18 protein-coding genes and 1 pseudogene are annotated in these 14,388 nt (G+C 24.6%); 9 read left to right on the forward strand and 10 right to left on the reverse strand.

Features of this window, described 5'->3' with window-relative positions; genetic code table 4:
- Positions 1-209: 209 nt before the first annotated feature.
- The 8 genes from AACK91_RS05375 (at position 210) to AACK91_RS05410 (ending at position 6,702) form a co-directional block, all read left to right on the forward strand.
- Positions 210-608, forward strand: coding sequence for a hypothetical protein (locus AACK91_RS05375; RefSeq protein ID WP_338964885.1), 399 nt, complete (start codon positions 210-212; stop codon positions 606-608).
- A complete protein-coding gene (locus tag AACK91_RS05380) occupies positions 601-2,061 on the forward strand; it encodes a PBSX family phage terminase large subunit (RefSeq protein ID WP_338964887.1) in 1,461 nt (486 codons plus the stop codon). Before AACK91_RS05375 ends, AACK91_RS05380 begins: the two co-directional genes overlap by 8 nt.
- A complete protein-coding gene (locus AACK91_RS05385) occupies positions 2,061-2,339 on the forward strand; it encodes a hypothetical protein (RefSeq protein WP_338963373.1) in 279 nt (92 codons plus the stop codon). Before AACK91_RS05380 ends, AACK91_RS05385 begins: the two co-directional genes overlap by 1 nt.
- Positions 2,332-2,904 (forward strand): hypothetical protein, encoded by a 573-nt coding sequence (locus AACK91_RS05390; RefSeq protein WP_338964890.1) that lies wholly within the window; start codon positions 2,332-2,334, stop codon positions 2,902-2,904. The genes AACK91_RS05385 and AACK91_RS05390 overlap by 8 nt, the downstream gene beginning before the upstream one ends.
- A 162-nt stretch (positions 2,905-3,066) precedes the next feature.
- Positions 3,067-3,576 carry a hypothetical protein gene (locus AACK91_RS05395; RefSeq protein WP_338964893.1) on the forward strand — a complete coding sequence of 170 codons (510 nt, stop codon included), beginning with the start codon at positions 3,067-3,069 and terminating at the stop codon, positions 3,574-3,576.
- Positions 3,577-3,726: 150 nt separating this feature from the next.
- A complete protein-coding gene (locus AACK91_RS05400) occupies positions 3,727-5,082 on the forward strand; it encodes a hypothetical protein (RefSeq protein ID WP_338964895.1) in 1,356 nt (451 codons plus the stop codon).
- Positions 5,083-5,121: 39 nt separating this feature from the next.
- Positions 5,122-5,703 (forward strand): hypothetical protein, encoded by a 582-nt coding sequence (locus AACK91_RS05405; RefSeq protein WP_338964897.1) that lies wholly within the window; start codon positions 5,122-5,124, stop codon positions 5,701-5,703.
- Positions 5,704-5,883: 180 nt separating this feature from the next.
- On the forward strand, positions 5,884-6,702 hold the full coding sequence (locus AACK91_RS05410) for a hypothetical protein (RefSeq protein WP_338964899.1): 819 nt from the start codon (positions 5,884-5,886) through the stop codon (positions 6,700-6,702).
- Positions 6,703-6,812: 110 nt separating this feature from the next.
- Here the strand turns inward: AACK91_RS05410 and AACK91_RS05415 are convergent, their stop codons facing one another.
- Together AACK91_RS05415 and AACK91_RS05420 are read right to left on the reverse strand one after the other, a co-directional pair.
- A complete protein-coding gene (locus AACK91_RS05415; protein ID WP_338964901.1) occupies positions 6,813-7,166 on the reverse strand; it encodes a S1 RNA-binding domain-containing protein in 354 nt (117 codons plus the stop codon).
- A gap of 185 nt (positions 7,167-7,351) precedes the next feature.
- Positions 7,352-8,314: an IS1/IS1595 family N-terminal zinc-binding domain-containing protein gene (locus AACK91_RS05420; RefSeq protein WP_338963247.1), complete on the reverse strand. Its 963-nt coding sequence runs from the start codon at positions 8,312-8,314 to the stop codon at positions 7,352-7,354.
- A 79-nt stretch (positions 8,315-8,393) separates the two neighbouring features.
- Between AACK91_RS05420 and AACK91_RS05425 the strand changes: the two genes are divergently transcribed.
- Positions 8,394-8,804 (forward strand): lipoprotein, encoded by a 411-nt coding sequence (locus AACK91_RS05425; protein ID WP_338964903.1) that lies wholly within the window; start codon positions 8,394-8,396, stop codon positions 8,802-8,804.
- A 20-nt stretch (positions 8,805-8,824) separates the two neighbouring features.
- Here AACK91_RS05425 and AACK91_RS05430 read toward each other — a convergent pair whose 3' ends face one another.
- The 8 genes and pseudogenes from AACK91_RS05430 to AACK91_RS05465 all read right to left on the reverse strand — a co-directional run bounded on the left by AACK91_RS05430 (position 8,825) and on the right by AACK91_RS05465 (position 14,130).
- Positions 8,825-11,005, reverse strand: a complete 2,181-nt coding sequence (locus AACK91_RS05430; protein ID WP_338964905.1) for a spiroplasma phage ORF1-like family protein — start codon at positions 11,003-11,005, stop codon at positions 8,825-8,827.
- Positions 11,006-11,014: 9 nt separating this feature from the next.
- A complete protein-coding gene (locus tag AACK91_RS05435) occupies positions 11,015-11,251 on the reverse strand; it encodes a hypothetical protein (RefSeq protein WP_004027616.1) in 237 nt (78 codons plus the stop codon).
- Positions 11,251-11,648, reverse strand: a pseudogene (locus AACK91_RS05440) (hypothetical protein). Before AACK91_RS05440 ends, AACK91_RS05435 begins: the two are co-directional and overlap by 1 nt.
- Positions 11,641-12,654 (reverse strand): hypothetical protein, encoded by a 1,014-nt coding sequence (locus AACK91_RS05445; RefSeq protein ID WP_338964907.1) that lies wholly within the window; start codon positions 12,652-12,654, stop codon positions 11,641-11,643. The pseudogene AACK91_RS05440 and the gene AACK91_RS05445 overlap by 8 nt, the downstream one beginning before the upstream one ends.
- Entirely contained in the window at positions 12,654-12,857 is a 204-nt protein-coding gene (locus AACK91_RS05450) for a DUF2649 family protein (protein WP_338964909.1), read from the reverse strand. The genes AACK91_RS05445 and AACK91_RS05450 overlap by 1 nt, the downstream gene beginning before the upstream one ends.
- A 152-nt stretch (positions 12,858-13,009) precedes the next feature.
- On the reverse strand, positions 13,010-13,450 hold the full coding sequence (locus AACK91_RS05455; protein ID WP_338964911.1) for a DUF3627 domain-containing protein: 441 nt from the start codon (positions 13,448-13,450) through the stop codon (positions 13,010-13,012).
- A 279-nt stretch (positions 13,451-13,729) separates the two neighbouring features.
- Positions 13,730-13,981: a hypothetical protein gene (locus AACK91_RS05460; protein WP_126821078.1), complete on the reverse strand. Its 252-nt coding sequence runs from the start codon at positions 13,979-13,981 to the stop codon at positions 13,730-13,732.
- Positions 13,981-14,130, reverse strand: a complete 150-nt coding sequence (locus AACK91_RS05465) for a hypothetical protein (protein ID WP_004027793.1) — start codon at positions 14,128-14,130, stop codon at positions 13,981-13,983. Before AACK91_RS05465 ends, AACK91_RS05460 begins: the two co-directional genes overlap by 1 nt.
- Between the last annotated feature and the right edge of the window lie 258 nt (positions 14,131-14,388).

Here is a 14,388-nt window from a genome sequence, read left to right on the forward strand (position 1 = left end):
ACAGTATTTGAATTCTGTCTCTTAAAAACTGTTTATATTAAAAAATAAAAAGTAAAGTAATTTGCTTTTTTTTATTTTGATGTAAAATATAGATAATAAAAAAAGAGCCGAGTTGGTTCTTTTGTTACATTTTTATAGTATTGTTTACTCTTTTATTTAATCATATTGTTTAAATAATAGCAATTTTAATATGCAAAAAGGAGTAAAAAATGAAAGAATTTAATCCAAAAACAGCAAGTTTAAGCACAATTAAGCGTAAAATAGAAGAATTTTGAGCCGATAAGAAACACAATATTCCCTATACTTTGAATGATTTAACCAATAAATTCAACCTTTCTCGCAAGTGAAGATATGATACTTATGCGAGCGAAAAGATAGTTCCTTTAATTGAAAGACAAATTAATAGGATTGAAAGTGAAATAATTGAATATATGATGCGTTCACCTGATGGTGCTAAATTATATTGACAACGAGCATTTAATTATAAATATTCACTGCAAGAAAAACAGTTAGAACAAGAATTAAACTTAAATAATCAACAACCAATAATAGTTAATTTACAAACTGATATTAGAGATATTAAGAAAGAAAATGATAATAATGCTTAACCATTTTACTTATTTGTTAGAAACTCCTTATTGGTTATTACAAAATATTAGTATTGGTAATAAATATCCATTTGCTAAGAAATATGAGTTAGTTAATGAAATTAATCAAATTGGAACACGATATAGTGGTAAGACTATTTCAAATATTAAAATGTTTGGTGAATTATTAAAAATTAGTTTATTAATTAAAGAACCAATTTGTATCATTGCTAGTATGTATTGAAGTAAAGATTTAAAAGATAGTGTATTTCAAAATATATGAAATATGTTAGATGAAAATCATATTCCTTATACTATTAATTTATCAAATTTTACTTTTACTTTATCAAATGGTAGCAAAATATATTGTAAAGGTTTACATTCACCAAGTCGTAAAGAAAAATTAAAAGCTTTTGCTGATTTGAATAAATATAAATTAGTTATTGATTGAAGAGAAGAATGTGACCAATTTCAACAAAAAGATTTAAGTGATTTAGAGTTTGCTATTCGTGGTTATCAAAATAAAATAACAATTAATACATGTAATCCTGAAAGTTTAAAACGATATATTGTTGGTTATTGTAATGAATTAATGCCTTTTGATGAAGAAATAATGCGTAGTAAATATGAGCAAATTAAGTATATTGAAAAATGAAATATGAAAATTATTATTCATTATTCTAGTTGAAGATTAAATTATGAATTACCACAAGATAAAGTTAATGAGCAATTAAGATTAGAACAATTAGATATTGAAAGAGCAAGAGTTTGGAGTTGAGGTTTACCAGGTAATACTAGTGGTTCAATCTTTGCAAGATATCTTGATATTATGCAAGCAACAGATATTATTCAACCAACTAAGTTATTAGGTGGTGTTGACTTAGCAAACTCTACTAGTCCTAAGGGACATACAACAGCAGCGAGTTTTTGAATATATAATTCATTTGATAAAAAAGCCTATAAAGTTGCTGAATATACACACTCAAATGCTACTCAACAATTTAAAGGACCATTAGAACAAGTAAAAGATATATTGGAGTTTTATAATAATCAATTAAATCAATATTTTAATTTAATACAACAAGGTATATCAATTAATGTTGATGATAGTGCTTATGCAACATTAGAAAGTTTAAACCGAGAGAAATACAATTATACTTTTGGTCAATACATGCATTTTAAACCAGCGCAAAAGCAGAAATTTAAAATAAAGCATCGTGTAGAAGCATTTACAATGTTAATTAATACTAATCAATTAAAATGATTATGAGAAAAATGTCCTGTAAGTAAAACACAATATGAATTAATTCAATGAGAAGATAAACCAGATGCTAGAGAAGAGAGAATGTTAGATTTATATGATGATACATTTGATAGTGATTTTTATGCTTTACACTTTGAATTAGTTAATATGGTTAAACATAATAGTTCAGCAGATTATAAATTATGACAACAAAGGGAGTGAATAACTTAATGAAAAAAGATATTTATGTAATACACGATGAAAGAGTAATTAATGCAAAAAGACCATATATGTCTGTTTGTGGACAAGTTAAAAAAAGACTTTGTCAAGAATTAAAAAAAGATAATATCGCAATATGTAAATTAAATTTATATAACGAATATATTAAGAAATATCAAAAAGTTAAAGTATGTGTACAAGTTTTAGCAAATGAACCTAGTTTATTAACAGTAAATATTATTAATTATGCACTTATTTTAAAATTAAAGGAGCAAAATAACAATGAATAATACTTTTCCTAGTTTACCAAACTTAAATGATATTAATAGTGTTTTAAAATTTTATAATTATGATTGAACTATTAATTTAGCCAATATTATTGCTCGTCATCAAATGCGATTAATAAATGGTAAAGATATTTTATTTAAATCTCATCGTAAAGACATTTTAGAAAAATTAAACTGATGATATGAAACTTATAAAATAAAAGAAAAATTAGATAAAAATGAATTAACAGCAAGTTTAATGGGTAAAACTATCTTTGGTTTATTAGAGACTAATGACGGCAATATTGATTTATGAATTAACCCTTTTAACTTTACATCACGTGTAAGTAAAATAAACGAAATTGAACAAGGTGCTGATATTTGATTAAATTATCATCAATCAGATAGTGGTTTTATTTTAAATTTAATTTGTACCAAAGATAAAATAGTTATTAAAGGTTGACCTAAAAATAATGAAGTAGTTGTTGGACAAAGTAAAACACAAATTAAAGATGGTGTTAGACCTGTTTTAGTACAAGAATTTAAAAACAAATTAGGTATTGTCCCTTTTTGAGAAATGATTAATTAACCTAATCCATTATTTTTATCAACTTCAACAACATTAAACCCATGGCCTACTATGGCAAATTGTTATAAATTACAATTTGATTTATAAGATAGTTTTAATATTAAATCAAAAGAAATATGAGCAAATCGTACTCATTGATATGGGGTATTAGATGATGATTTAATGACTGCTTATAACAAAGGTAATAAAAAAGTATTACAAGATGCTTTTGATGATATTTTTATTCAATCAGGTCAATCAGCAGTAGATGGTCAATTATCCCAATCTTTACAAGTAGTACAAGGTACACCAACCTTAGAAACATATACCGAAGACCAAAAAGTTATTATTGAACAAGTATACTTAGCATGTCATTTTTCTAGTCCTTTTGGTGATAAATCAGATAATGACCAAAATAAAACACAGTCATTATTAACTAAAACAAAAGACTTAGAAAAACAAGCATATTTACAAGCATATCGTAAGCAATACTATACTAAAATGTTTGATACTGTTTTAAAATATTATGGTTTATGAGATGGTGTTGGTGAACGAGAATATGGTTTTGATTTTGTTAGTGCTAGTTTAGTTGACCAAATGCGACAAAATGAACTAATTACTGCTAGATTAGATAATTGCACAATGGAACCAATAAGAGCAATTACTGAATATGATAATATTGATGAATTATAAGCAACCAAATATTTTGAAAAAGTAGAAGCATGACAAGAAAAAATGCAAGCCAAAGAAATAAAACATAATAATAAATTACTAGAATATGATTAAACTGGTAATAATCAAAATGCAGTACAAGGTAGAACGGAAATTAAGGAGAATTAACAAATGAGTAGAATTAACCCAGGTGTTATGGAAGAATTAAGAAGACAGGCCCATGATACTTTAATAGATATTAGAGAAAATATACGAGATAATAGACATTGAATGGTATTTCCTTTTAATGTTTATAGCTCATATATACCTGATACTGAAACAGGTTGAAAACCTAATAATGCCAAACCAAGTGATTATGGTAGTTATACAAGAATATTTGATAATATGGAAAGTACTATTGCGCAATGACAAGATAGTTTAAAAATAGTACAAAAATATAAAGGTGAAGAAATTAATATATTAATGATTGATGATTTTAATAAACAACCAATTAACTCAACTATATGAGCCAATAATGAAACACCTTTTGCGATAAAATTAAAAGATGAAAATAATAATGTTTATTGAAAATTAATTGATGGTGAAAAAATTTATGATGTTAATAAAATGTTAGAATACTTAAATCAATATAAATTAAGTTATTTTATGAATAATGATAATAAAGCAGATAATTTTTATACAAAAGAAGTTAAAGTTGGTAAATATTGAGATGCTTATATGATTGATGATAGAAGTTCAATTCAATTTGGTGATGTTAAATTTGAACAAGTATTTACTCAACAATCAACCGAAAGACAATATACTTTATTAATTTTAGATGAAGATGCCGATAAATTAAATATTAATGATTATTATAATTTTTATACTGTATTTAATGATCGTGGATTAAATATTGGTGGTGGTGATATTAATTCTGCACCACAAGATAGACAATGATTATATCCATCAAATGTTATTAATTATTATTCACCTTATGATGGTAGTTTTTTATGACAAGAAATTACCTTTTCAAGTATTAATGACAAAATTAGTAATAGTGGTTTGGCAGTACGACAATTTATTCAAACATCAGCACCAGGTGAAGGTTATTGTTTTCCTAAAATAACTTATGATGAAAAACTAAATAAAGGTATTGTTGAATTAGATGAAGTTTTATTAAAAGACCCAGGTGTTAGAGCAATGGCAGTTAAATTTTATGGTAATCCTATCTTTTTTGATATGCCTGTTATTGGCCGGCCAATTATTAAAGGTCAATTTAATAAAAAAGTAATGAATTCAAGAGATTTATTAATGTATAACATGTATCCTGCCCCACCTGATAAAATAAATACTTATGCATCACCCGAAGTAAGTTGATATAACATTCAAGGGATACAACCAACTATTATTACTGGATATAAAGATTGAAAAGAACATATTCAATCAATGTCTGATTTTTGAATTGAAAAAAATAATGAGGGTATGGTAATAACAGATAAAGCAAGTTCAACAGCAACCAATCCGACTGTTGGAACAACTATTAAGTAAGAAAATTCAAATTCTAAACCTTATTGGTCTAAAAGTTGAATGATTACTCCACCAAATCAAGTAAAAGTAAATAGTGGAACTGTTAATAATATTATTAGTACCCAAGCGTCATCATATTTTAGAAGAAAAGATGAATTTGGTAATACTGTTGGAAGTGTTCAAATTGAATATAATAAAATGGGTTCGTGTAATGTTTGAGACATTTTAAATATGAATAATTTTATTAATCGCCAAATTACCGTATTAACTTTAAACTATACGCAAAAATTAGTCTTTAATCCTTTTACTATACCTGCTATTGGAAAGTTTTTAAACTTTGTTTCTTTTGGTATTCCTTGGGACTTAATTGGAAATTTAACAATTACCCAAGATGATAAATGACCTAATTTTCCATGACTTAATGGTTTTATGAGTGCTAATGTTTATAGTTTTTATAACGATGCCTTTTGAGGTGATAAGTCTGCTGGTAAAGGTTATTTACCATTTGAAATATTTAGAGAACAAGGAAATGATAAAATTGGTGCTATGATTGGTGCTAATGCCACTAGTTTTAGTTTTACTACTTTATTAACTGATAAATTTAAAGGGACTGTTTTAACTAATGATGGTAAACCAACCTAAGAATTAGTTTATTCAACTTATAATTTAAAACAATTAAATCCTAAAACTAACCGAGTTTATTTAATTAATGAACAAACCAAAGCAATTGATGCACAAACACCAGTTAGTGATAGTGAAAAAGATAATGATTGCGAATTCTTACAAACACCAGATGGTACAAATTGTAGTTATATAATTGATATGTTTTCAATCCAAGCATTATATAAAGGTAATTTTGAAATTATCTTTTATGCTGATAACCCATATACTAATAATGAAGAAGATTATTTACGATTATCAGTATGGAGTTTTCGTGGAAAAACAAAAAGTACATTAAATAATTATTTACGCGATATGACAACTAACTATAAAACTAGTTTCTTAATCCCACATGATTATGAAATACCAACATTTAATTACCCTGAATATGTTCTGCCACCAGTTCCATATAATTATCAAGAGTATACAAAGGATATTATTCCTTCTGATGTAGTACAACCATTAAAAACTAAAATTACAACACCAGAACAATGTAAACATTCAAATATTCCTAATAGTTATTTTAATTTATTTTCTGATGAGTTTAATTCTGCTTATTATGAGGTAGAAATTGACTTAAAACAAATTGACCCAACAATTCAAAGTATAAGTAAATTCCAAGATGCTTATAAAACTATTGAAATAAGTAATCTGAGTAATTTACAAGTTGAGTGTGGACCATGTGATATAGAAAATTTTATTCCAAATAGAAATGTTAATATTTTAGCAGGTTATTCTACTTGTGAATATAATTTTGGTACTTTATCTGATGCAAGTTTACAAGAAAGTGGTAGTTCACAAACTGATAAAGTTAATTTCCCAAATATTTTTAGAATAAATGATACTAAAGAAATAACTAATAATATTAAAACATTTACTACTGGTAAAACTAATGGTTTACCAAGTTATGATGATTATAAAAGTAGATATACTATTTCTTGAAGAAGATGACCAATTAACTTTTTAACTTGTATACTGTAAAACTAAATCATAAAAAGTTATAATTATATTAACATATTAATCATGAAATACAATAAAAAAGTAAAAAGTAGTAATAAAACTATTTTTTACTTTTTTATATTTTTATTAATTTATTTATTTTCGTTTGTTTTACTAATATTTTCAATATTGTCTGTTTTATTTTGTCTTTTATTTAAGTTTTGGAATGCTGTTTTTATTTCCTGAATTTCTTTATCATCATTTTTTAATAATTCAGGGTGACAATTTTTATAACTTAATTTAAGATGTTTTTTAACTATATTAAAATCAAGCACCTCAACTTCAATTTCATCACCAATATCAAAAAAATATTTAATATCTTTAACAAAATAATCTGAAACTTCACTAATATGGATTAAACCATCAGCCTTTTCTGCTCGACAAAAAGCACCATAGGGAGTAATATTTGTTATTTTTACAATAATTTTGTTATTTTTATCATACATATATTTTTTCTCCTTTACTAAAATCTAATTATATTATTAAAATGCTGAAAAAAATTTGTTAAACACAAAAATAATTAATAGATTTCTTTAATTTTGTCGAAAACTCTTGATGAAATAAAAAAAATCATCAATATGACAATTTGAAAACTAATTTTGTGTAAGATTATGATTTTGCTTTAAATTTTTTAAACGTTAAAATATAATACCGTTGATTGTTGGTTTGGTGTTAAACCTTTGTGTTGGTATTTTCATTTTCAGAGCTTTAAATAATTTTGAATATTAGTGAAACCCAAACCATGATAATGAATTAAGGCTTCTTTAAGACTGGATTGTAATTTACTAATCTTATTTAACTTTTGATAACTAGTATCAGGGTTTGTACTAGTTTTGGTGGAATATAGAGTAGAATTTGTTTGTTTTGCTACTAATAAATATAGTGGTTGCATATCAGAAATAATTATTGATTTTTCTTTAATTAGTTGCTTATTCATATTTTCAATAATCCATTGTTTTTGTAATCTTTTGGTATTGGTGGATTGAACAAAAATATTATTATTGCTATCAACTGCCATTTGAATACAGCATTTGGTATCAGTTGAAAATGGATCGAGATGAGTTTTTCGTTTATCAAATTTATCTTTAAAATTGCCTTTATGAATTTCTTTAATAAATGTTTCATCCATTTGGATTTGACCATTTAATTTTTTAAATTTTAACTGTGTATTTTCTAATTGTTTTGATTGCATTAATTTTTGTCGATTATATCAAGCGGTTTTTGGGGTTGTTTTAATAAAACGAGAAATTATTTTACTAGATTGTCCTAACAATGAAATTTGAATTAATAAATTTCACTGTTCATAATTTAAATGACTTCAATAAGTAAAATGATGACGAAATGCATCAAAACTAGCACGACATTTTTTACATAAATATTTTTGTTTTCCTTCGGAATTATGACCATTTTTAACACAATGAAAAGATTTGCAATTAGGACATATAATGCCTTTATCTCTAAATTTTTGATCAATTTCATTTAAACGTTTTTGTTTTTTAATTAAGTCTGCTTGTTGTTTTATTTTTTCATAAAATTCTAAAAATTGATCATCTGTTAAGCTATTTATTAATTCTGTAATTATTTTTTTCATCATTTATTTACCTCCATATATTAAAAATATACCTAATTTTAGGTATATTTTATAAATATCAAGAGTTTTCGACAAAATTAAAGTGAAAAAATGACTTAGCATTTTAGGAGCAATCGGATTAACAGCAACAAGTACAACAACATTAATTAGTTGTGAAAAACCAAATAACAATGAAAACGGAGGGGGTAATAAACCGAAACCTACACCTGAACCACAACAACCACAAGAACCACCAATTGGAAGTAATTGAAAATGATATTCAGGAGATGAATTGAACCATGGACCAACTAATAAATGATATATATTAATATCTAAATCAACTAATTCAACTGATGCAGTATATGCAATAGATTTAATTCATTTTACAACAAGTACAAGTATTAAAACAACATATCCACTTTTAAAGTCAATATACAGATGAGAAGAACTAAATAAACCAGCTCTACCAATAATTGATAATAAAACAGGTAAAATTACTGATTGAAAAGAATAAAAGGACCTATAAGTCCTTTTTTATATTAATCGAACAAATTTCATAAAAATAATTAATAGGAATATATTTGTTATTGTGTTATATAATGCTGGACTAAATTTTCATACTTCGAATGTTTGATTAAAAAAACTATATATTGTTTGAAATATTTTACCAACTCCGCTTGCTAATTCATTCACTTGCTTAACACCAGGAATATTATTTACAATTCAAATTGCCGCATTTCTAATATGACACGCTAAATTATATCAACTACAACTTTCATATTGTGCTTGTCATCATTGCCCATCAGGAAATAATCCACCATTATTTATTTCTTGTCAGTTATAAATACCAAAATTAAAATCATAATAACGATACATATCATTTTCTTTTTGGGCTTGTAATTCAAAAACATTATAACCAATTTTTTGTTCTTCAATCTTTTTATATTTTAAACCATATTTATCTTTTAAAGCACCTTCAAAAATATAACCTTCATTTTGATTAATATTATAATCATTTGCAACAGAAAAATCATAATTAAATACATTACCATAGTTAATGTTATAAAATCGTTTTTTAAATGCTGAATACAATTTAATATCTAGTTGCTTATATTTATCAGAAAAATAAAAATAACGAGGATAAATCTTAAAACCATTATTTGCTAATAAACCATATTTTTTATTATAACCTTGCACATAAGTATTGTTTTCTAAGTCAAAAATTGTTCGTAAATAATCTTTATAAAAATTTTGGGAAACCGTAAACATACTATTTAATAGTTTTTCAAATTGATTTTTATTAGTATTAGTTTCATCAATTAAAACATCTCTAAAATTAATCAATTTTAAACCAAAAAAATTAATTAAAACAGTATCATACTGTAAATTATCAATATAACCACTTTCAATAAAATTACTGCGATTTTGAAATACAGGTACCAAAGCATGGGTAAAAAAGGCTTTTAAAAATTTATTAATATCAATTTGACCTTTCATCTGTTCAAAAACCATTTTACCAATATTAGGAGTATTATCTTGATTATAATTATATGTTTCAACACTAAAATTAAAGATACTATCTTTTTCTTTCATAAAAGTAAACAAAAAACCTAAATCATCAGTATATCGATAACTATTTGCATTATTACCATCCCAATATTGTTTAAGATGTGTTAATTCTAAACTACCAGCAATAATATTTTTATGTTCATCAATCGTTAAAATCATTCGATAAATTGATTTTCTAGTTAAAATAACATCAGGTTTTCAATCTAATTTTTCCATATTATTAATAATTTCAAAATCAAAGATTATTCTTTGAATGCCTAAATTTGAATCATCATAATCAGGATTACCACCTTGCTGTATTCTAATATTTTCTTGAACAATTACATCAATATACTTTAATAAAAAAGAACGAACCTTTTGATAATCATTATCAGTATAAAAAAGAAGATTACCTTGATTATCTATTTCAGGAACTTGTTTATCAGTTGGAATACTTGTATTTTCTCATCTGTATATTGACTTTAAAAATGGATATGTTGTTCTAATACTTGTACTTGTTGTAAAATGAATTAAATGTATTGCATATACTGCATCAGTTGAATTAGTTGATTTAGATATTAATATATATCATTTATTAGTTGGTCCATGGTTCAATTCATCTCCTGAATATCATTTTCAATTCTGAAATTTTAAATTAACTTGTTGCAAATTGTCAATACTTTTTTCTAATTTATTAATTATTTCAACAGTATTAAAATACTTAGCAAAAGAATAAGAAAAATTTGTTAATTCTTTTAGAAATTGTTTTTTATCAACATCATAAAATTTATCAATGTTATATTGTTTAACATAACTATCTCAATTTTTGTATAAATCCATAAATTCATTACTGGGTTTATCAAATGAAATCCCCGTTGAATAACTATCCTTTAAAAAATCTAAATATCATTTATCATTATAAGTTAATGATTGCGATGTTTTTAAAGTTGGATTAATAAAATAATTGGTTTCAGACCAATTTTCAAAAAAACTACTGCGTAAAAACATTGTATTAATAAAATCAGTTTCATTCATTCCTGTTGTTTGTTGATTAACAGTATAATTTTGTTGATTTAACGGTTTAAATGCTGTTAAAGTAATAAAAGGAATAATTAAACCTAAAAGCCCTAAAAGTCCTATTGAAAATAAAGAAAATAATTTTTTCATAAATAACTCCTAACTATATAATGTTTTTGAAACAATAAACCCAACAATATATAAACTTGATATTGTTAACATTAACGGATGACTAAACAAAATTGCCATCTTACCAAATAAAGAAAGTAAAAAAGTATCTGAGTTATATAAATCCATAATAATATTTTTTGCTGATGTTAATTGATTAATAATAACTGTAATAAAACCAGTACCAAATATAGCAATTGCCGCAACCAATAAAACTAGTCTAATCATTATTTATGCACTCTCCGATATCCTTGTTCTCTTGTTTTTGCTTGTTTTGCTAAACTTGATAATTGTTGTTTATTACGATTAATTTTAAACTGTTTACGCTCTGTAATATGTTTTTGCATACCTTGTTTAGTATCTGAAACTCCACGAGCAGTCGCAGAATAAATATTTGATACCCCCGTTTGTACTATTGAACCTAATTCGTTATATTGTGTTCTTGTGTCGTGAATTGCATAAATTGATAACTTAACAACCATAAAAAAATAATAAAATAAGCAATTGTTGTATTTGTCATTGGTAATTTAGTATTTCAAATTACATCAAAAATAAACAAAAAAACATCAAAAATAAAACTAAAAATCTTATCTCAATTACTACTTTCTGACAACAAATTAATCATTTTTATCACTTCCTTTTTCTTTTTTAGGTTTTAAATTCTTTTTCAAAATATCAATATCAAACAATTCTAACCGCTCTTTAACACTCAATTTAGTAATTTCTGACCAATAGTATTCTTTGTTATTAATTATTTCATCATTTTTTAAATCATGAACAAACTTTAATCATTGACTATCATATTTCTGTGCAAATTCTAACGGAATAATTATTTTAAAAAACCGAATTCCTAAACCAACATCTGACTTATGTTTTACTCGTTTACCTTCTGCTGTTCGTTCTACTGATTTTGTTTTTCAAATTTCATAATCCGTAATATCTTGAAAAATACCAATTCGCATAATAAAGAAACGATTAAAAAAATTAAATCCTTTTTTAGCAATCGGTTTTTTAAGTGAAATTGGAATAATAATACCACTTGCTAATTGTCGGATATTATTTCAAATCATACCCTCACGCTGTGCTGTAAACAAAGCACGATTACCAAAATGTCTTGCTAAAACAATTCACGGAATTTTACCACTATGGACTTTTTTCTCATCGTGAGGACTAGTTCCATCAATATATAAATAACTTTCATCAAATAAAATAACACTATCATCAGGGGGAACTGGTTTTGTTCTATCTGTAAAATCTAAATTTTTAAATGTTAAAACTTTAACTTTCTCATCTTCTAACGGATAATTACTATAAATTTTATCTGTTAATAATTTCATAGTTTGTGATAAATAAGTTAAAAGTAAAGTTTTTCCGGTTCCTAATTTACCAATAATAACTGATAACGGATTATCTCAAACAAAACTTACTAACCGAAAAGCATTTAACTGATAAAATATGTTTTTTCAAACTCATCATACAAAATAAACACATTGCAAAGCAAATAATAATCAAAATACTAAACCAGTATAATTTAATGAAATTATTCAAAATAACAAATCAATTAAACTAAACAAAATCATTGAACTACTAATATAACAATAATTTTTTAAGAAAAATACAAACTTTTTCATTATTTAAAATACCCAACTATTTTAAAAATCATTCATAACAAAAACCAAGTTAAAAATAAAATAACAACTCAAACACCAACCATCAAAGTTAAATATTCATTCTGTGTCAAAGTCCAAGTTGTAATACTTTCAACATTTGTTTTATTTATAAACAAAAAGACATGAATAAAAAACTCTTTTAATTTTTCTCAATCATTTTGCATTTTTAAAAACTCCACATTTTTTGAATAAGTTTAAAAAACATCCCAAAAAATAAAACGATAAATAATACAAACGATATAACATATAAAAATTCAGGGGCATTTGAACCAAAAATATAACTAACAAATTGAACTCAATAGTCATATAAACTCATTTAATTTAAACTTTCTAAATCATTAATTAATTCTTGCTCTTTTTCAACACTTCAATTTGTTAAATTATTATTGTTATTATTTACTTTTACTTTTTTAGGTTCATTTGAAAATAATGCTTTGTGCATACGATTAAAATAATTTTGTTTATATTGATTATACAAATTAATTAATTCTGTTCCAGTTAAATACTTTCAAATATGACGTTTTAAATTTTCATCATATTTTACAATAGGATAAGAATTATCATAAATCAAACCGATTGCTACTTGTTCTGAGTGTTTTTCACTCGGATAAATAAATTTATTACTCAACCAAAAACCAATATGACGATTATGATTAGGTAAATTTATAAAAATTGCTTTTTCTGTTTCAAAAACTATCAACTCTTTACGAATAAAATAATTTTCTATATTTTGATTTTTCTTAACAAAATTACTCAATTTTATCAACTCCTAACTAAATATTTATTTAATAAACAATGTTATATTTAATGTTTATATATTGTTTACTTATTGATAAAAACACTGATTATTAACAATGTTATACATAATGCTATATATTGTTTATTTAATGTTTAATAAACAATGTTATTAACAATGTTAAATATATAAAATAATAAAAATTGACACACTGAAAAATACTATTAAGTTTTAAAATAATAGTTATACAAAATAAATTAATAAAAAATAAATAAACTAGTGTGCCTTAGTTTCTTATTACTAAAATCCTTTGACCATAACACGGAAAAAGTTTAATATTTTAACAATAACAAAAATACCAAATGGAATTAAAATAATTCACGCATCACCTAAAAAAGTCATTAATTGTGGTAATACAGCATAAATTGCTTCTTTAACTTTCATCATCGCTTGCCCTAATCCACTTCAAATAGAACCCATTCCATCTGAAATAGTAGGTGGAGTATCTGCTGCTAAAAAATTAATTGCTGTTGTTAAATACATCCCTAACATTATTTTTTATCCTCCTTGTTTTCAATTTCTTTTTTATCTTTTTTCTTACCTCGAATTTGGCGAATTTTCTGATAAATTGATAAACCAATTCACGCAAAAATACCTAATATAATAACAACACTAAATATTGTCGTTAATCAAACTGGCATAATATATCTCCTTTCAATAAATTAAAAAATTGAAATTTGCAAACTCGCTCCGCCCGTTGTCGCTTTGCTCCACTTAAAAAACATTATTGAATAAATTATCCGCTAATAAATTACGCGGAATAATTTATTCTTTTACTTTTTAATTTCAATATCTTTTACAATCTTATTGACAGTATTAATAACAATATCTTTACCATACTTTTTCACTAATGACCGCAAAATTAAATATTGCTTTGTTTGCATAATTTCAACCTCCTA

It is taken from the genome of Spiroplasma endosymbiont of Sarcophaga carnaria (assembly GCF_964019595.1).
GTDB classification, from domain to species: domain Bacteria; phylum Bacillota_I; class Bacilli_A; order Mycoplasmatales; family Mycoplasmataceae; genus Spiroplasma; species Spiroplasma poulsonii.